The organism is Dinoroseobacter sp. S124A, assembly GCF_049801015.1.
Classification (GTDB): Bacteria; Pseudomonadota; Alphaproteobacteria; order Rhodobacterales; family Rhodobacteraceae; genus Dinoroseobacter.
The window spans coordinates 334,692-351,249 of the sequence record NZ_JBNAGD010000002.1 but is presented as its reverse complement, the minus strand read 5'-3'; the positions used below and the strand labels follow the sequence as shown (position 1 = coordinate 351,249).

Here is a 16,558-nt window from a genome sequence, read left to right as displayed (position 1 = left end):
CCCCATGGGCCGGTTCGAGCGGTTCCTGTCGGTCTGGGTCGCGCTGGCCATCGGGGCGGGACTGCTGCTGGGCAGCGTGATGCCCGGTGTCTTCGCCACGCTTGCCGCGCTGGAAGTGGCCTCGGTCAACCTGCCCGTGGCGGTGCTGATCTGGGCCATGGTGTTTCCCATGATGCTGGGCGTGGATTTCGGCGCGCTGGGCGGCGTGGCGACGCGGCCCAAGGGGCTGGTGATCACGCTGGTGGTGAACTGGCTAATCAAGCCCTTCTCCATGGCGGCCCTTGGTGTGCTGTTTTTCAAGGTGATCTTCGCGCCCTTCATCCCACCCGAGGATGCACAGGCCTATCTGGCGGGCGTCATCCTGCTGGGCGCTGCGCCCTGCACGGCGATGGTCTTTGTCTGGTCGACCATGACCCGGGGCGATCCGACCTATACGCTGGTGCAGGTGAGCGTGAATGACGTGGTGCTGGTCTTTGCCTTCGCCCCCATCGTCGCACTTTTGCTGGGGATGACGGATATCGTCGTGCCGTGGGAGACGCTGCTGCTGTCGGTCGCGCTCTATGTGGTGATCCCGCTTGCCGCGGGCGTGTTGGTGCGCAAGCGGATGCTGGATCAGGGCGGAGCGCCCGCGCTGGAGGCCCTGCAGGCCCGGATCAAACCGGCCTCGGTCGCGGGGCTACTTTTGACGGTTGTGCTGCTCTTCGGATTTCAGGGACGCGTGATCCTCGAGACGCCGCTGGTCATCGCGATGATTGCCGCGCCGCTCCTGATCCAGAGCTACGGGGTCTTCTTTATCGCTTATTATGCGGCCAAGGCCTGGCGGGTGCCCCACAAGGTCGCCGCCCCCTGCGCCCTGATTGGGACCTCGAACTTCTTCGAGCTGGCCGTGGCCGTGGCGATCAGCGTCTTCGGCCTGGGCTCCGGCGCCGCGCTCGCCACGGTGGTCGGCGTGCTGGTGGAGGTGCCTGTGATGCTGTCCCTGGTGGCCTTCGCCAACCGCACGCGCGGCTGGTTTCCCAAGCGCTAGCGCGCGCCACTTGCAAAGGAAAACGCCGCCCCCTTGCGAGGACGGCGTTGCGCGTTTTTATGGCGGGTTGGTCAGCGGCGGGACTTGCGACGCAGCGCGCCCATCCCCCCCAGCGCCCCAAGCAGCAGCCAGCCAGCCGCCGGAAGCGGGATCGGCGGGATTTGCGGGTCGATCACAACGCTGCCATCCAGTCCCTGCACAAAGGTCAAATCAAAGCCCGGCGCGGTGCCGCCATTGTCGAGCCCCACGAGCTTGACCGCGTTCACCTTGATGTCGGGGCCCAGCCCTGCGAAATCCGAGAAATCGAAATTGTTCGTCCGGTTGCCCTGCGCCACGGCGAGGAAGGTGAATGTGCTGCCGAAATCCTCGGAGACGAAGACATTCGCATCCTCGCCGCCATTGCCGATCTCGTCGATGAAGAGGTCGTTGCCGGTGCCGTCGATGATGAAACCTTGCGAGAACCCGACCACGATCTCGGTGCCTGTCGGCAGGGAGACATAGGTGTTCTCGTTGCCATCCCCGATCACGGTTCCGGTGTCCACATTGCCGATATTCAGGTCCACCTGTTCGTACTCGGCACCGCCATCGCGCCCGTTCGGGATGCCGTCGAACACGCCGTTGAACGGTCCGCCCGGATTGGCGACGACGGGTTCATTGTAGGAAATGACGATATCGGCTGTAATCGTCGCGGCGTGGGATGCGGCAGCAGTGACACCGAGCACGGCAAGCGCCGCCAGACCAATCTTGGGAACATTCAAAAATCGCATGAGCACTCCAATAACATAGCGATACACATGCCTGAGCGTAGCCGCGTTAATGAATATTGCCAACTTATTAAGCAGTAAATACGGGGATCGGGCCGAATTCTAGCCGCGATTGGTGATCCAACGGCACTGATAAGGCGCAAGGGGGATCTCTGTTCCGTCTGAGCGGATCCGTTCGCCGCTGAGCAGATCGGTCCAATCCGCCCCTTCGATCAGGTTGATGGCCCCGGGCGAGATGAAGACGGTCTCGTCGCTGACATTATGCAGGGCAAAGACCGACTGGTCGCGGTCGAGGCTCTGGCGCCAGACGCCAAAGATCCGCGGGTCGAGTTGCAGGGTGAATTGCGTGGCATTGGGGTGGAACGCACTCTGCCCCGAGCGCAGGCGCAACCGGTCCGAGAGCGCCCCCAGTACCTGGGCATGGACACTATCGGGGTTCGACAGCTCGTCCTTGAGGCGCGGGTATTCCCAATTGTGCCGGTTGATCGCGCGGTTCATGCCCCGGCGCTCCACCTGCTCATGATCGTTCGGCGTGGCCAGCATCGAATGGATGTAGAAGGCCGGGATCCCCTCCAGCGACATGACGATGGTCTGGGAGCAGAGGAACCGGGCGATGTGATAGTCGTCGCGCCCCTTGAAGGTGCCGCCCATGGCCTCGAAGAAGGTAATGTTCAGCTCATAGGGGCTCTCGCCGCCACCGGGCAGCGCGCGCATGGAGACGAGCCCGCCCAGATCGCGCACCGTGTCGATGACCTTGGCCTTCTCCTCTTCCGGAAGCACGCCTTCGGCCGGGCGCATCCCGATCCCGTCATGGGAGGCGGTGAAATTGAGATAGGCACAGCCCAACTGCGCCGGGGGCATGCCCACCTGCCAGCGATTGAGATACTCCGCGCTGCCCGACATCATTGCATGGAGCACCAGAGGCGGCAGGGTGAAGTTATAGACCGCATGGGCCTCGTTGCGGTTGCCGAAATAGCTCAGGTTCTCGGCATTGGGCACATTGGTCTCGGTGAGCAGGATCACCGGCTCCTGCGCGAAGTCACACAAGAGCCGCATCAACCGCACGATGGCGTGGGTCTCGGGCAGGTGGATCGACTTGGTGCCGATCACCTTCCAGATGAAGGCCACCGCATCGAGCCGGATGATCCGCACACCATTGTTGATATGCAGCCGCATGATCCGCAGAAACTCCAGCAGGACCTCGGGATTGCGGAAGTCCAGATCGATCTGGTCATGGCTGAAGGTACACCACACATGGCGCGGCCCGGCGGAGGTCTCGACCTCCTGCAAGAGCGGGGTCGTGCGCGGGCGGACCACCTCCGAGACGTCAGCCTCGGGCGAGGCCTCGAAGAAGAACCGGTCATAGGGGGCGTGCCCCTGCCGGTAAGCATTGAACCACGCGCCCTGGCTCGAGACATGGTTGAGCACCAGATCCGACATCAGCAGGAACTCATCCGCGATCCGGTTGATATCCGGCCAATCCCCCAGCGACGGGTTCACCGCCCGGTAATCGGTGACCGCGAAGCCATCATCGGAGGTAAACGGAAAAAACGGCAGGATATGCACGCCGTTGACCACCCCCTTGAGGTATTCCAGCAGGAAATCATTGAGCAGATCCAGCGGCTTGTGCGTTCCATCCACCAGCGAGTTGCCATAGGTGATCAGCACCGCATCGTTCTCGGACCACAGGTTGTTGCCGGGCGTGCGCGCCCGCTTGCGGCGCGGTGTCTCGTCCGGGAAAAACGCCTCGAGCACCTGCGTGCTCAGGATATCAGCGCTCAGATCCGGATAGATCTGGGACAACAGCTCTGCAAGGCGCAGGCGCAGGGTCTGGGTCGGCTTGGACATGGGGTGCGGCTGGGTCTTGGAAATGCGGGCAAACTTCCCTCGGCATACGGGCACAAAAGGGCTTTGGGAAGCAGACAATACGCCCATTTCATGAATTTCCCGGCCCGGTTGTATGACCGGCGCGCAACTGCCCGGATTGCAGGCAAGACCGGTTCTGCCCCCGCCTCTATAGCACCGCGCGCCGCTCGCCCCCCGAGAGACAGCGTTTGCTCGACCCAATCGCGCGGTCGACTGTGGAGCCCGCGTGCAACTGGCGAAATGAGGAACATTGCTTCGCTTTTGGAAACGCAGTTCTCGATCTTTCGCATGCATCGCGCTGTCTTGTGGGCGCGCTGTTGACAGAAGACACCGATGTCACGAAGGTCGACATCCGCGCACCGCAAATCCGCCAGCGCGAGATGGGTTGCCAAAACACAATGCGCCGAGCCGCCCCAATCATGCGGCGTCTGCCCGTCAGGCCTTTTAATTGAAAGTATATCGCATGTTGAAATCCTTGTTGGCCGCGCTGGTGCTCGGTCTTGGTGCAGCCCCTGCCATGGCCGCGACCCTCACGATCACCGCTTCGGGCGTTGTGGACAGTGCCGCACCAGGGGTCGGCGCCGAGATGGGCGACAATTTCACCCTGACCGCCACGGTGGCGGAGCCTGCATTCTTCGAGTTTGACGTCCCTCCGTTTTTTTCGGACACTGAATACAGGCTTGAGACGTTGACCGCCCAAATCGGCTCCGCGACCCTGTCCCTGATCGCGCCGACCAATGCCGCGTCTCTGCGAATCTCAGTCATTGACTCCTCTTCGACGGTGAGCCTGTTCCTGAACCCCGGTACATTCACCAGCTCCGCGAACGCCTTCTTCAGCAATTTTGGGGCCCGTTGGACGTTCGACGAAGCGGTCGGCAGCAGTTTCGCGGATCTCGTCGCGCTGGACTTCGCCTCGGCGACCCAGAGTGCTTTCACTGCGGCGGATTCCCGTACGTCAATCACCGGCGTGGCTGGCACCATCACGGCGGAGTCTTTCACGCTGCCTGCGCCCATTCCCCTGCCCGCCGCGGGATGGCTCTTGCTGGCGGGCTTGGGCGGTCTGGGGCTCGCCCGGCGTCGTCGGCACGCCTGAGCGCGGGGCAAGCGCCAAGGGAACGGGCTTGGGACCGATCGCGTCTGAGCAGGGTCGCTGCCGCGCATCACCTAATCTCTGCAGCCCCGCGAGGATCAGGCGGGTCGCGTTATGCCCGTTCTGCGCGGTTTGCCACCCTGCTGTGAAAGCAGCGCCGAGGGGCCCCTTGCCTACGGCCAAGACGCAGCGGGATCAGATTGAGCCCTCAGACATGCAGGCTTACCCGGCGTGTGCCCAATTCCGGCCCTCGGAGATCTCCTTGCAGCGACCGGGTGGGCCTGCGGCTTGACAGACAGACCCGCCCCGTCAACGCTGCACCGGCGGGGCGAGGTTTCGCAATTACCAGCCGCGCGCGCGCATTCACGCCAAACGTTATTTCATCCCCGGAATTCCCCCCGCTGAAAGGCCCCCTTCCATGATCAAATCTCTCGCATTTGCGCTTCTGCTCATCCTTGGGGCGACCCAGTCCATCGCCGCCACCCTCACGGTTCATGGCACGATCACGTCCTCCGACCTCGGAGGCGGCATTCGTATCGGAGACAGTTTTCTGATCACAGCCGAACTGTCGGAGCCGCCTGTTTTCCAGAGCCCGACAATGACCTCTTACGCGCTCGACACGCTGACAGCGGCGGTCGGGTTTGAGACGATTTCCCTGATTACCCCAAGCAAGAGCGCATTCCTCGATGTCACGACGAAGACCAACGGCGATACCGATATCTTGCTGTTCATCGGTGCTGACGAGACCAGCATCAGCTCCGGTGAGGATATCGGCAACGTGGTCGTCGAGTGGACGTTTGACGGCCTCGTCGGATCCAGTTTCGCCGACCTCGCCGCGCTCGATTTTTCGTCGGCAAATGCGAGCCTCTTCGAGGTTTACGGGGACACTATCGTGGATGTGCTCTTGGAGGGTGAGATCGAGAAAACCGACTTTGACGTGCCCGCCGAGATCCCCCTTCCCGCCGCCGGATGGCTCTTGCTGGCGGGCCTGGGCGGTCTGGGGCTCGCCCGGCGGAGGTCGCGCGTCTGAACTGCACAGACCCGGCGCGAGGTCAGCGGCAGGCGCAGACCGCGGGGGCCGCGATGTGCTTGTCAGCGGGACGTCGGAACGCCGGGCGACATCGCCCCTTGTGCCCTCTGGGTGAGAGCACCGCTGACGCAGGCCTCAGACCGCGGGACACAAGACAGCGCCCCGCGCCTAAGGCGGTCGCGTGTCGGGGGGCTGCTACCGGTCAGCTTGGCCCGTGCATCTCTTCCGCGTCCTCCGGGGGGACAAAGCGGTCCAGAGGGATTTCAGCGATCCCCGTGATTTCGATCAGCAGTCTGGGGTCATAGAGCGCAGCCACCTCCAGCGTGGTCGTCACCGGGTACGGCGCTGCGAAGAAGCCCGCCCGGATCTCGCCGCAGCCCATGAAGGCCTGAATGTCGGTCGTGAATTGTTGCAGCGAGACGATATCGCTCATCCGGCCGCCCATGGAGGCGAGGATCTCCGAGGTATTGGTCAGAACCTGCGTCACCTGCGCGGCCATATCGCCCTCGCCGACGATCTCGTTCTCGGCGGACAGGGCCACCTGCCCCTTGAGGTACACCGTCCGCCCCGCGCCCGCGATCACGGATTGAGAGAATGCGCCGAACGGGCGCCAGACGGTTGGAGGGTTGTAGCTCTCGGCCATGGGCGTCCTTCCCGGTTGGGGCGCTCCCGCGCCGCTGGGGCCAGTCGATCCCTCCTGCGGCGCGGGGTCAAGGGTCGGCAAACCGGTCCCGGCAAACCCATGCGCAGTGGTTCGCCCAATGCTTGCCTAGACCCGCCCCCCCTTGCGCGCCGGGGATGGTCCGCCGCAGGACAGGCTTGCGATTGCCCGATCCCTGCGGCATCCCGGTCCCAAGACATGGGGAAGATCAGATGAGCAAAAGTTTGAAACGGGTTGTGGCGGCGTTGCAGGCCGCCGGGATGGAGGGCGCTGTGCTCGAGATGGGCACCGAGACCCGCACCGCGCAGCAGGCAGCGGAGGCGGCGGGCTGCGTGCTGGACCAGATCGCCAAGTCGATCATCTTTCGCGACGAGACCGCCGGGGATGCGGTGCTGTTTCTCACGGCGGGCGGCAATCAGGTGGATGCCGCCAAGGCCAGCGCAGTGGCCGGCGCGCCGCTGGGCAAGGCCGATGCCGGGTTGATCCGGGCCCAGACCGGCTTTGCCATTGGCGGGGTCTCGCCCGTGGGTCATCTCACCCCGATCCGCGCCTGGTGCGACCCGCGCCTGATGGACTTCGATCTGGTCTATGGCGCGGCGGGCACCCCGCGCCATATCTTCCCGATTGCCCCTGCCGATCTGCTGCGGCTGTCCGGTGCAGAGCTGGCGGATTTTACCGCCTAGCGGAGTGCAATCCGCTATTTCCTTGAGAAAACGGGCGGAAACCACGCCGCGCCGCGAAAAGTAAACTTTTTTAACATTGACCCTTGTCACGGCCCTGTGAGGCTCCCATCTGATGTGATGTGAAACGAATTCACATAGACACACACAACATGGAGCACACACAAATGAGTACCGTTGCAACCTGGCCCTCTCAAGCTGAGACGTGGCTTGACAGTAAAGGGAAGCCCGCCTGGATCGCAGCAATGGTCCTCGGCTTCATCTTCTTCTGGCCCATCGGCCTCGCGCTTCTCTTCTACATGATCTGGGGAAAGAAAATGTTTAAATCGTCCTGCAAACACCGGTCCCGTCACATGAGCCACGGCTTCAAATCCTCGGGCAACACCGCCTTTGACGCCTACAAGGCCGAGACGCTGCAGCGCCTGAAGGATGAGCAGGATGCCTTCGAGGCCTTCCTCGAGCGTCTGCGCTCTGCCAAGGACAAATCCGAGTTCGACCAGTTCATGGACGAGCGCGCCCGGAACGCTAAGACGCGCTCTGACGTGTCCGAGACCCCGACAGAGGCCTGAGCCCTGTCCGCGACGCATAAAGGCCCTGCCCGGCTTGTCCGGGCGGGGTCGCATCCCGATATACCCAAGACCGCCCAGAAAAGGACCCGACCCCGATGACCACCGCCCTGCCCGATCCCTATGCAGATGCCGAGATGTATGCGGATGTGCCCACCAAGCGCCTGATCGCCTGGGGGGTGGATTTTCTGGTCATCGCCGGGATCACGGTGGTCTTGGTGCCGATCACCTTGTTCACCGCGCTCTTTTACCTGCCCTTCCTGTGGCTGATGGCGAGCTTTCTCTATCGCTGGGTCACCCTGAGCGGGAATGGCGCGACCTGGGGGATGCGGTTTGCCAGCATCGAGATCCGCGAGGGCAATGGCCAGCGGCTCGACATGATGAGCGCTTTTTTCCACACGCTGGGTTATCACGTGTCGATCGCGATCTTCCCGCTGCAGCTTGTCTCGATCGCGCTGATGCTGATGAGCGAGCGCAAGCAGGGTCTGACCGACCACATTCTTGGCACCGTTGCCCTGAACCGCAGCGCTCGGATGGGCTAGGGCACGGGCGGCCGGGCTCAGAACGATATGCTGAGCCCGAAGCCGTAGCCGCGATACTTCTCGCCGAAATAGTAGCGCGCCATCAGGCGCGCGCGCTGCGTGAAGATCAGCTTGGTCTTCGAGACATCAAGCTCCAGCCCGGCGCCGATCCCCGCGAGCCAGTCGATGCCCGGAAACTCGTTCGGCCCGCCCTCGTAGATCCCAAGCGACCCGTCCACGACCCAGCGCACCGGCTGGTCAAAGGCGCGCCACCCGTCGATGGGCTGGCGGTACCGGGTCCAGAAGCTGGCAACGGACACGTCCGAAGACGCGTCCACGTCGGATGAGCTGGCAAGCGTCCTGAGCTCCATATGCGACAGGCGGGCGCTGAATTCGAACTCGTAATCCTCGCGCAGCAGCTCATAGACCCCGCTGAGCGACGCACCATAGCCCCCGGCGGTCAGGGAGCCGTCGATCAGGAAATCGAGATCCTTGTCGACCTGGTTGCCGATGAACTTCGCGCCCAGCTCCAGGTCACTGACCACGGTGCCTAGGGTGAGATGGACCATGGGGCGGATGACAAAGCGTTCGTTGACGTCGAACTCCCAGCCGACACCACCGGTCAGGGCTGCGGCGTTCCAGCGGGCGAAGGTCTCGGAGCTGTCCGCGCCATTGGACAGCACGAAGCGCGGGTCGTAGCGCTGGAACCCCGCGAAGCCCTCGAGATAAAGCGGAAACTCCTCAGACACCCGGAACCCGCCCCCGGTCTGAATGCTCAGCAGGTCCGTGGCCCCTCCGGTCCCGTCTAGCGAGATGGTCGAGGCGGCGTCATTGGGCACCGCGATCAGGCCGAAGATCGCCAGAGCTTCGGCGGCCTGCTCTTCGACCGCGCGGCCCAGCACGCCGACAATTGGCAGATCCTGCGCCATGACAGGTCCGCCCAGTGTCAGGAGGCCCGCGCATACTCCCGGAACGAATCGCAACAACGGGGTCGGAATTTCGGGATTATTCACAGTCTTAGCCCCCCGGGCGCGGTCTTTTCGTCTCAGCCAAGGGGACGATCCGCTTATACGACTAAGGGGTCAAGCATCTGTGGCCCCGGCGCGGCCAAAAGTATCTTGGCGGGACGGGCGGAGCTTGCTACCGTTTTGTCAGACGTCACTCACATCGGTACCCATGCGCCATACGCTTCCCCTAGCGCCGCAGTTCTATGTCACAGCGCCGCAGCCATGCCCCTATATCGAGGGCCGCATGGAGCGTAAGCTGTTTACGGCCCTGCAAGGCGACTATGCCGAGACGCTGAATGATGCGCTGTCCAAGCAGGGCTTCCGGCGCTCGCAGAATGTGCTCTACCGACCGAGCTGTGCGGAATGCACCGCGTGCCTGTCGGCGCGGATCGATGTGTCGGCTTTTGCGCCGTCGCGCAGCCAGCGCAAGACCATCGCCCGCAACCGCAGCCTGCAGCGTGAGGCCACCTCGCCCTGGGCGACGGAGGATCAATACGCGCTTTTCCGGAAGTATCTCGATGCGCGCCATGCTGAGGGCGGGATGGCAGATATGGATATCTTCGAATTCGCCGCGATGATCGAGGAAACGCCCGTACGCTCGCGCGTGGTGGAGTATCGCCACACGGATGGCGAGGATGACCTGCGCAGCCGGGCACAACGGCGGCTGGCCGGGGTGTGCCTGACGGATGTGCTCGATGACGGGCTGTCCATGGTGTACTCATTCTACGATCCGGTGCTGAGCCGGAACTCCATGGGGACCTTCATGGTCATGGACCATGTGGAGATCGCGCGCGAAGCCGGGCTGCCATATGTCTATCTGGGCTACTGGGTGCCGGGCAGTCCCAAAATGGGCTACAAGGCCGGGTTCTCGGGGCTGGAGATCTACAAGAACGGCGATTGGCAACCGATTGGGGATCCGGAAAGTCACAGCCAGGATACGCACCCGCTGAACGTGGATCCGATTGCCGAGCAGGTGGCGAAAATCAACCTGCCCGATACGCTGCCCACGGATCGCCGGGGCGGCTAAGCAGGTTTACTCTTGTCATTACGGAGGTTCGGTGGCCGATCGCGCATGCGCGATCGGCGGACCCGCATCGACCCACCGTCAGACCGGTCTCGAACCGGGTGGTTCTGGCGCGTCCGCGCCGACCGCATGCGGTCGGCGCCCGGGCCTATCCCCTAACGCCGGCACCATCCCCTAAAGGTAGTTCGCCCGCGCGAGCCCGTATTTCGCCATCTTTTCATTGAGCGTCCGGCGCGGCAGGCAGAGCTCGTCCATGACCGCCGCCACGGACCCCTTGTGCCGCCGCATGGTGTTGTCGATCAGCATCCGCTCGAATGCTTCGACATACTCCTTGAGCGGCTTGCCCTCGGTGGTGATCGCCGGCCCCATCTCGGCATTATCCGCCATCAGCAGCGAGGCGATCGAGCCCGAGCCACGCCGGTTCTGCAGCACCGCCCGCTCGGCCACATGGATGAGCTGGCGCACATTGCCCGGCCACGGGGCTTGCAAGAGCTGAGCGGCCTCCTGGGCGGCGATCTGCGGCGCGTCACAGCCATATTCCTCGCAATAGAGATCCGCGTAATGCGAGAACAGCGTCAGGATATCCTCGCCCCGCTGACGCAGGGGCGGCAGGGTGATCCGCATCGCCGCCAGCCGGTAGAACAGGTCCGGCCGCAAGGTATCCTCGACCGTCTTGCCGTCCTCGGCGAGGTTGCAGATCGCGATGATCCGCGTCTCGATCCCGGCGGCGCTGTCATTGAGTTGCCCCAGCAGACGCGTCTGAACCTCGGGCGAGAGCGCCTCGATATCCTCGAGGCACAGGGTCCCGCCGCGCGCCTGCTCCACCAGCGGGAGGGGCATCCCCTCCTCCACCGGACCAAAGAGTTTGCGGGCCAGATCCTCATCCGCAGCGCAGCTCTGGATCAGAAACGGCTTGCCCGCCCGCGGCCCCACCGCGTGCAGCGCATGGGCCACCAGTGTCTTGCCCGTCCCGGTCTCGCCATCGATGAGCACATGGCCGTCGGCCTGGCCGAGATCGAGAATGTCCTCGCGCAGCCGCTCCATCGCCGGCGACGCCCCGATCAGCTTGCGCATCAACACCGTGCCATCGCCCAGCTCGCGGCGCAGAGCGCGGTTCTCCAGCGTCAGACGCCTTGCATCCGTGGCACGCTTTGCGAGCTCGGTCATGCGATCCGGGTTGAACGGCTTTTCGAGAAAATCGAACGCCCCCAAACGCATGGCCTCGACCGCCATGGGCACATCCCCGTGCCCGGTGATCATGATCACCGGCAAGGCGCTATCGACGCTCATCAACCGCTTGAGAAAGGCCATTCCGTCCATGCCCGGCATCTTGATGTCCGAGACCACAATCCCGGGATAGCCGGTCTCGATCCCCTTGAGCGCGTCTGCGGCGCTGGGGAAGGTTTCCGTGTCGTAGCCGGACAGGGCCAACCACTGGCTGATGGACTGGCGCATATCCTGTTCGTCATCGACGATGGCGATCTTCATGGCCTTTGGCATGGGACTCTCCTTGGTTGCGGCGCCTATTCTGCCGCTTGGCTGCCCGCCGTCCAGAGGGGCAGACGCATCTCGAACACGGCCCCGTTACCGGTCCTGTTCCGGGCCATCAACCGTCCGCCGTGATCGGACACGATCCCCGACGAGATCGCGAGGCCGAGACCGACCCCGTCGCCGGGCTGCTTGGTGGTGTAGAAGGGCTCGAAGAGTTGGTCGAAATCCGTGATCCCCGGCCCGTTGTCGCGCACCGAAAGCCGCGCGGTCTCGCCCGCGCTCAGATCGAGCTCGATCACCGGTGCGCTCTCGCCCGAGGTGGCATCCATCGCGTTGCGCAGAAGATTGACGATCACCTGTTCCAGCCGGATCCGGTCCCCCATCACGAGAATGGGCTGTTTCGGCATGGTTCTTTCAATCTTTACAAGACCTTGCTTGAGCTGCGGCTCCATGATGGCCAGCGCCGAGGACAGGGCCTCGCGCAGATCCACGGGCTGGAACGCGTCCTCCCCCTTGCGGGCGAAGGACTTGAGCTGCCGGGTGATCTTGCCCATCCGGTCGATCAGGTCATCAATCCGCGCGAATGAGCTCAGGGACTCGTCCATCCGCTTGCGTTGCAGCAGCAGACGCGCGCCCGCCAGATAGGTCTTCATCGCCGCCAGCGGCTGGTTCAGCTCATGGCTGACAGCGGCCGACATCTCCCCCAGGGCGGCCAATTTCTGGCTCTGGGCGAGGGTCTGTTCGGCCTGTTCGAGCGTCTTTTCAACCCGTTCCCGTTCGGCGATTTCCTGCTGCAGCCGGTCATTCAACTGGCGGAGTTCTGCCGACTCCCTCTGGAAGAAAACCGAGGTCGACACGGCCCTCCGACTGAGGAGGTAAAACACCACCGCGATGAGAATCGCGAAGGTCATGATCTCGAGCGCGAGGACCGAGTTCACCCGCTCGCGCACCGAGGAATAGGTCACGAAAGAGGTCAGTCGCCAGCCCCGGAACGGCACCAGCATGTCGAGTTTCAGAACCGCCTCGCCGCTCAGATAGGTCTCGGGAAAGCGTCCGGTCCACTCGCCGGTCTTCTGGATCGCCCGGGCAATTGCCGAGGGGGCCGATTGCACGCCGAGCGCCTCATCCACGGAGAGGCCCCGCCAGCGCGGCTCGGTCGCGACGATGACCTGACCCTGACTGTCGGTGACCAGAATGGCGTCCGAGCCTCCGGACCAGCGTTCCTCGAGCTTGCGCAGATCGACCTCGACCACCATCACGCCGAGCACCCTCTGGTCGAATTCGATCAGCCGGGAATAGGCGAAGTCAAAGCGTCCGCTTTCTGTCGGGGTGATCGTGAAGACCGTCCCGCTGGAGCGCAGAGCCTCCACAAAATAGGGCGCATTGCGGTGCTGGGTGCCCAGCTGCGTACGGTCTGTCGCCGCCACCGTACGCCCGGATTCGTTGAGCAATTCGAGCGAGGCCGCGCCGATCTCTTCGCGCAGGCTGATCAGCCGCTGGGAGGTCGCCAGATGGTCATCCCGCGTCAGCGCGCTGATGATCACCGGGTCGCGCGACAACAAAAGCGGCACGACAGAGTTTCGCTGCACCTCGGAGACGATGGCGTTGGAATAGAGCGACAGGCGCAGCTCGGCCCGATCCCGGGTGGTCTCGGTGAACCGATCCGTCAGCCAGATATTCGTGATCCAGACCACGGCCACAGCCACCGCTGCCAGCAGCAGGGCCACAACCCGCGCCGCACTGGAGGCGCGGCTGAGGGAGCTGGAGGGATCGTCCGGCGTAACCGTCATACCCTAGGGATACGCGGGTTCCGGACATGCCACAAGCGGGCTGCAGGCGCCGGTGGCAAGGGCTCGCCGCCCTGCCCGATCAGCGGTGGATGGGGGCGCCCCGTCAGGCCGGGCTCAGCGCGTCCAGAAGCCCGGAGAAGAGCCGTGCGCCATCGGTGCCGCCATGGAGCGGCTCGAAGGCGCGCTCCGGGTGAGGCATCATGCCGAGCACGCGGCGATTGGCCGAGAGGATCCCGGCGATATCGCGGTCCGAGCCATTGGGATTGTCGGTGTAGCGGAACGCCACGCGACCATCGCCTTCGAGCCGGTCGAGCGTCTCGGCATCGGCGCGGTAATTGCCGTCATGGTGCGCGATGGGCACCGTGATCTCTTCGCCATCTGCATAGGCGTTGGTATAAGGGGCCTGGCTGCTCTCGACCCGCAGGCCCACGGGCTTGCAGATGTATTTCAGCGACGCATTCCGCATCAGCACACCGGGCAGCAGACCCGTCTCACACAGCACCTGAAACCCGTTGCAGATCCCCAGCACCGGACCGCCCTTTTCGGCAAAGCCCTTCACCGACTGCGCGATCGGCGATTGCGCTGCAATCGCACCGCAGCGCAGGTAGTCGCCAAAGGAAAACCCGCCCGGCACACCGATGATGTCCACCCCGGCGGGCAGCGCGGTGTCCTTGTGCCAGACCATGACCGGTTCGACGCCGGTGGTCTTGCGGAACGCCTCGGCCAGATCGCGGTCGCAATTGGATCCGGGAAAGACGATGATGGCTGCTTTCATGGGGATCGGTCCTTCAGCTCAGGAAATCGGTGATGACGGCCACACCCGGCGGGGTCGGCCCGTTGAAGGCGCGCAGCTCTTCCGAGGTGCCCGACAGCCCGATTTCGCGGGCGATCAGCGGGGACATGTCCACGCGCCCGGTTTCGATCAGGCTCAGCAGGCTCGGGTAGCGCCAGGAGGGCATACCCCGAGTGCCATAGACCGCGAGATTGCCCTGATAGATCGCCGACATGTTCACATCCATGCGCGCAGTGTGGCCCGTGGGCAGACCGACCTGCACGTGGCGGCCCAGCGGGCGCAGGCATTCGAGCGAGGCGTTCACCGTGTCCTGAATCCCCAGCGCCTCGATCGAGACATGGGCCCCGCCGCCGGTGATCTCCTTGATCCGGGCGGCCACATCGTCGTCGCGGGCGTTCAGCGTCACTTCGGCCCCGTGCTGCGCGGCATGGGTCAGTTTTTCGTCCACCACATCCACGGCAATCACCCGAGCGCCAAGCGCGTTGGCGAGGATCACCGATGACAGGCCAATGCCGCCCGTGCCATGCACCGCGACCCATTCCGACCCCTGCAGCGCCGCGCGCCCGGTCAGCGCGTGCCAGGCGGTCGTCACCCGGCATCCGAGCCCCGCCGCCACCGTGGGCGAGAGCGTCTCGGGCAGCAGCGAAAGGTTATGGTCGAAGGGCACCGCGACGTATTCCGCAAAGGCGCCCGGCTCCACAAAGCCCGGCAGGCGCTGGTTCGGACAGGTGTTCTGCGCACCCGACTGGCAGGACGGGCATGTCCCGCAGGCCAGGATGAAGGGCGCCACGACCTTGTCGCCCACCTTGTGGGTTGCCCGCGGCCCAGCCTCGATCACTTCGCCGCAATACTCATGACCGCCGATCTGGCCCGGCAGCACCCGGGGATGCTCGCCCACCCAGCCATGCCAGTCCGAGCGGCACACACCGCAGGCCAACACCTTGAGCACGACACCGTCCTCCGGGCAGGTCGGATCGGCCACGTCCTCGAGCACGAGATCTTCGTTATAGGCCCGCAGAACCGCCGCCCGCATCAGGCCATCTCCACCCGGTAGCTTTCGATCACCGTGTTGGCGAGCAGCTTCTCGCACATTTCGGTCACTTGCGCTTCGGTGGTGCCCTCGGCGAGATCGAGCTCGATCACCTTGCCCTGACGGACGCCCTCGACCCCGTCGAACCCCAGGGATCCCAGCGCGTGGCGCACGGCCTCACCCTGAGGGTCAAGCACGCCGGTTTTCAGCATCACATGGACGGTGGCTTTCACGGGCTGGCTCCTTCTTGAATGACACCGCCCGGTTAGCGCATTGGCCCGTTGGGCTCAACCCTTCTGGGGGCATGGCCATCCGGCCCCTGCCCCGCCCGCGCAGGAAAAAGCCCGCTGCGGGACAGCGGGCCATCGGGTCGGATCATGGCGCCAGGGGCGCCGCGACGCGATCAGTTGATCAGGGTCGGCTTGGTCATGGGCGTGGCGTTCTTGGGCAGCACCCCGAGCCGCTGGGCCACTTCCGTATAGGCATCGGCCAGATTGCCCAGATCGCGGCGGAAGACGTCCTTGTCGAGCTTCTGGCCCGTCTCGATATCCCACAACCGGCAGCTGTCCGGGCTGATCTCGTCGGCCACGATCAGACGCTGGTAATCGCCCTCGAAGACGCGGCCGACCTCGATCTTGAAATCCACCAGCTTGATCCCGACGCTCAGCATGCAGCCGGACATGAAATCATTCACCCGCAGGGCGAGCGCCACCATGTCATCGAGGTCTTGCTGGGTCGCCCATTGGAACGCGATGATATGCTCTTCGCTGACGATCGGGTCGCCCAGATCGTCGTCCTTGTAATAGAATTCCACGATGGGACGCGGCAGCGGCGTGCCTTCGGCGATCCCCAGACGCTTGGAGATCGAGCCTGCGGCGACATTGCGCACCACAACTTCGAGCGGAATAATTTCCACGGACCGCACAAGTTGTTCGCGCATGTTCAGCCGCTTGAGGAAGTGAGTCGGCACCCCGATCCCGTTCAGACCGGTCATGAAAAACTCGCTCAGACGGTTGTTCAGCACACCTTTGCCGTCGATGGTCGCCTTCTTTTCCGCATTGAAGGCGGTCGCATCGTCTTTGAAGTATTGAACAATCGTGCCCGGCTCCGGACCTTCATAGAGAATCTTGGCCTTGCCTTCGTAGATCTTCTTGCGGCGTGCCATGAACTGTCTCCGGGATAGAAATCGGGGCCCGGTCGTCCAAGCGCTGCGACAGG

At 63.9% G+C, this 16,558-nt stretch carries 17 protein-coding genes; 7 read left to right on the top strand and 10 right to left on the bottom strand.

The features are described from left to right. The first annotated feature begins 4 nt into the window (after window positions 1-4). A complete protein-coding gene (gene arsB / locus ACP15I_RS06600; RefSeq protein ID WP_424974621.1) occupies window positions 5-1,027 on the top strand; it encodes an ACR3 family arsenite efflux transporter in 1,023 nt (340 codons plus the stop codon). Window positions 1,028-1,098: 71 nt separating this feature from the next. Here the strand turns inward: arsB and ACP15I_RS06595 are convergent, their stop codons facing one another. Both ACP15I_RS06595 and ACP15I_RS06590 read right to left on the bottom strand, forming a co-directional pair. Then, window positions 1,099-1,794, bottom strand: coding sequence for a VPLPA-CTERM sorting domain-containing protein (locus ACP15I_RS06595; protein WP_424974440.1), 696 nt, complete (start codon window positions 1,792-1,794; stop codon window positions 1,099-1,101). Between the two features lie 99 nt (window positions 1,795-1,893). Then, window positions 1,894-3,639, bottom strand: coding sequence for a sugar phosphorylase (locus ACP15I_RS06590; protein WP_424974439.1), 1,746 nt, complete (start codon window positions 3,637-3,639; stop codon window positions 1,894-1,896). A 481-nt stretch (window positions 3,640-4,120) separates the two neighbouring features. Here ACP15I_RS06590 and ACP15I_RS06585 point away from each other — a divergent pair, with 481 nt between their 5' ends. Both ACP15I_RS06585 and ACP15I_RS06580 read left to right on the top strand, forming a co-directional pair. Then, the gene (locus tag ACP15I_RS06585) at window positions 4,121-4,750 is read left to right on the top strand and encodes a VPLPA-CTERM sorting domain-containing protein (protein WP_424974438.1); all 630 of its coding nucleotides are present in this window, start codon (window positions 4,121-4,123) and stop codon (window positions 4,748-4,750) included. Between the two features lie 415 nt (window positions 4,751-5,165). Next, window positions 5,166-5,777: a VPLPA-CTERM sorting domain-containing protein gene (locus ACP15I_RS06580; protein WP_424974437.1), complete on the top strand. Its 612-nt coding sequence runs from the start codon at window positions 5,166-5,168 to the stop codon at window positions 5,775-5,777. 202 nt (window positions 5,778-5,979) lie between these two features. On the opposite strand, the gene ACP15I_RS06575 is transcribed toward ACP15I_RS06580, so the two are convergent. After that, entirely contained in the window at window positions 5,980-6,420 is a 441-nt protein-coding gene (locus tag ACP15I_RS06575) for a RidA family protein (protein ID WP_424974436.1), read from the bottom strand. A gap of 230 nt (window positions 6,421-6,650) precedes the next feature. Between ACP15I_RS06575 and ACP15I_RS06570 the strand changes: the two genes are divergently transcribed. From ACP15I_RS06570 to ACP15I_RS06560, 3 genes are all read left to right on the top strand, one after another. Beyond that, window positions 6,651-7,121: a YbaK/EbsC family protein gene (locus ACP15I_RS06570; protein WP_424974435.1), complete on the top strand. Its 471-nt coding sequence runs from the start codon at window positions 6,651-6,653 to the stop codon at window positions 7,119-7,121. 164 nt (window positions 7,122-7,285) lie between these two features. Next, window positions 7,286-7,687 carry a DUF2852 domain-containing protein gene (locus ACP15I_RS06565; RefSeq protein ID WP_424974434.1) on the top strand — a complete coding sequence of 134 codons (402 nt, stop codon included), beginning with the start codon at window positions 7,286-7,288 and terminating at the stop codon, window positions 7,685-7,687. A 95-nt stretch (window positions 7,688-7,782) separates the two neighbouring features. After that, window positions 7,783-8,226: an RDD family protein gene (locus ACP15I_RS06560; RefSeq protein ID WP_424967906.1), complete on the top strand. Its 444-nt coding sequence runs from the start codon at window positions 7,783-7,785 to the stop codon at window positions 8,224-8,226. A gap of 17 nt (window positions 8,227-8,243) precedes the next feature. Here ACP15I_RS06560 and ACP15I_RS06555 read toward each other — a convergent pair whose 3' ends face one another. Next, window positions 8,244-9,134, bottom strand: a complete 891-nt coding sequence (locus ACP15I_RS06555; protein WP_424967905.1) for an autotransporter outer membrane beta-barrel domain-containing protein — start codon at window positions 9,132-9,134, stop codon at window positions 8,244-8,246. 247 nt (window positions 9,135-9,381) lie between these two features. On the opposite strand from ACP15I_RS06555, the gene ACP15I_RS06550 reads away from it, so the two are divergent. Beyond that, window positions 9,382-10,239 carry an arginyltransferase gene (locus ACP15I_RS06550; protein WP_424967904.1) on the top strand — a complete coding sequence of 286 codons (858 nt, stop codon included), beginning with the start codon at window positions 9,382-9,384 and terminating at the stop codon, window positions 10,237-10,239. A 171-nt stretch (window positions 10,240-10,410) separates the two neighbouring features. Here ACP15I_RS06550 and ACP15I_RS06545 read toward each other — a convergent pair whose 3' ends face one another. The 6 genes from ACP15I_RS06545 to purC all read right to left on the bottom strand — a co-directional run bounded on the left by ACP15I_RS06545 (window position 10,411) and on the right by purC (window position 16,505). Further along, a complete protein-coding gene (locus tag ACP15I_RS06545) occupies window positions 10,411-11,736 on the bottom strand; it encodes a sigma-54-dependent transcriptional regulator (protein ID WP_424967903.1) in 1,326 nt (441 codons plus the stop codon). A gap of 23 nt (window positions 11,737-11,759) precedes the next feature. Then, window positions 11,760-13,517 carry a sensor histidine kinase gene (locus ACP15I_RS06540; protein ID WP_424967902.1) on the bottom strand — a complete coding sequence of 586 codons (1,758 nt, stop codon included), beginning with the start codon at window positions 13,515-13,517 and terminating at the stop codon, window positions 11,760-11,762. A gap of 103 nt (window positions 13,518-13,620) precedes the next feature. After that, window positions 13,621-14,292, bottom strand: coding sequence for a phosphoribosylformylglycinamidine synthase subunit PurQ (gene purQ, locus ACP15I_RS06535; RefSeq protein ID WP_424974433.1), 672 nt, complete (start codon window positions 14,290-14,292; stop codon window positions 13,621-13,623). Window positions 14,293-14,305: 13 nt separating this feature from the next. Continuing rightward, on the bottom strand, window positions 14,306-15,343 hold the full coding sequence (locus tag ACP15I_RS06530; protein WP_424974432.1) for a zinc-dependent alcohol dehydrogenase family protein: 1,038 nt from the start codon (window positions 15,341-15,343) through the stop codon (window positions 14,306-14,308). Further along, window positions 15,343-15,573 carry a phosphoribosylformylglycinamidine synthase subunit PurS gene (purS, locus tag ACP15I_RS06525; protein ID WP_424967899.1) on the bottom strand — a complete coding sequence of 77 codons (231 nt, stop codon included), beginning with the start codon at window positions 15,571-15,573 and terminating at the stop codon, window positions 15,343-15,345. Before purS ends, ACP15I_RS06530 begins: the two co-directional genes overlap by 1 nt. 170 nt (window positions 15,574-15,743) lie before the next feature. Continuing rightward, window positions 15,744-16,505, bottom strand: coding sequence for a phosphoribosylaminoimidazolesuccinocarboxamide synthase (gene purC / locus ACP15I_RS06520; protein ID WP_424967898.1), 762 nt, complete (start codon window positions 16,503-16,505; stop codon window positions 15,744-15,746). Between the last annotated feature and the right edge of the window lie 53 nt (window positions 16,506-16,558).

What these genes read in the sequence shown, in the direction of transcription:
- purC (WP_424967898.1), bottom strand. Translation starts at nt 16,505, where the DNA reads ATGGCACGCCGCAAGAAGATCTACGAAGGCAAGGCCAAGATTCTCTAT.
- ACP15I_RS06575 (WP_424974436.1), bottom strand. Translation starts at nt 6,420, where the DNA reads ATGGCCGAGAGCTACAACCCTCCAACCGTCTGGCGCCCGTTCGGCGCA.
- ACP15I_RS06545 (WP_424967903.1), bottom strand. Translation starts at nt 11,736, where the DNA reads ATGCCAAAGGCCATGAAGATCGCCATCGTCGATGACGAACAGGATATG.
- ACP15I_RS06585 (WP_424974438.1), top strand. Translation starts at nt 4,121, where the DNA reads ATGTTGAAATCCTTGTTGGCCGCGCTGGTGCTCGGTCTTGGTGCAGCC.
- ACP15I_RS06570 (WP_424974435.1), top strand. Translation starts at nt 6,651, where the DNA reads ATGAGCAAAAGTTTGAAACGGGTTGTGGCGGCGTTGCAGGCCGCCGGG.
- purQ (WP_424974433.1), bottom strand. Translation starts at nt 14,292, where the DNA reads ATGAAAGCAGCCATCATCGTCTTTCCCGGATCCAATTGCGACCGCGAT.
- ACP15I_RS06550 (WP_424967904.1), top strand. Translation starts at nt 9,382, where the DNA reads ATGCGCCATACGCTTCCCCTAGCGCCGCAGTTCTATGTCACAGCGCCG.
- ACP15I_RS06590 (WP_424974439.1), bottom strand. Translation starts at nt 3,639, where the DNA reads ATGTCCAAGCCGACCCAGACCCTGCGCCTGCGCCTTGCAGAGCTGTTG.
- ACP15I_RS06565 (WP_424974434.1), top strand. Translation starts at nt 7,286, where the DNA reads ATGAGTACCGTTGCAACCTGGCCCTCTCAAGCTGAGACGTGGCTTGAC.
- ACP15I_RS06560 (WP_424967906.1), top strand. Translation starts at nt 7,783, where the DNA reads ATGACCACCGCCCTGCCCGATCCCTATGCAGATGCCGAGATGTATGCG.
- ACP15I_RS06530 (WP_424974432.1), bottom strand. Translation starts at nt 15,343, where the DNA reads ATGCGGGCGGCGGTTCTGCGGGCCTATAACGAAGATCTCGTGCTCGAG.
- ACP15I_RS06595 (WP_424974440.1), bottom strand. Translation starts at nt 1,794, where the DNA reads ATGCGATTTTTGAATGTTCCCAAGATTGGTCTGGCGGCGCTTGCCGTG.
- ACP15I_RS06540 (WP_424967902.1), bottom strand. Translation starts at nt 13,517, where the DNA reads ATGACGGTTACGCCGGACGATCCCTCCAGCTCCCTCAGCCGCGCCTCC.
- ACP15I_RS06555 (WP_424967905.1), bottom strand. Translation starts at nt 9,134, where the DNA reads ATGGCGCAGGATCTGCCAATTGTCGGCGTGCTGGGCCGCGCGGTCGAA.
- ACP15I_RS06580 (WP_424974437.1), top strand. Translation starts at nt 5,166, where the DNA reads ATGATCAAATCTCTCGCATTTGCGCTTCTGCTCATCCTTGGGGCGACC.
- arsB (WP_424974621.1), top strand. Translation starts at nt 5, where the DNA reads ATGGGCCGGTTCGAGCGGTTCCTGTCGGTCTGGGTCGCGCTGGCCATC.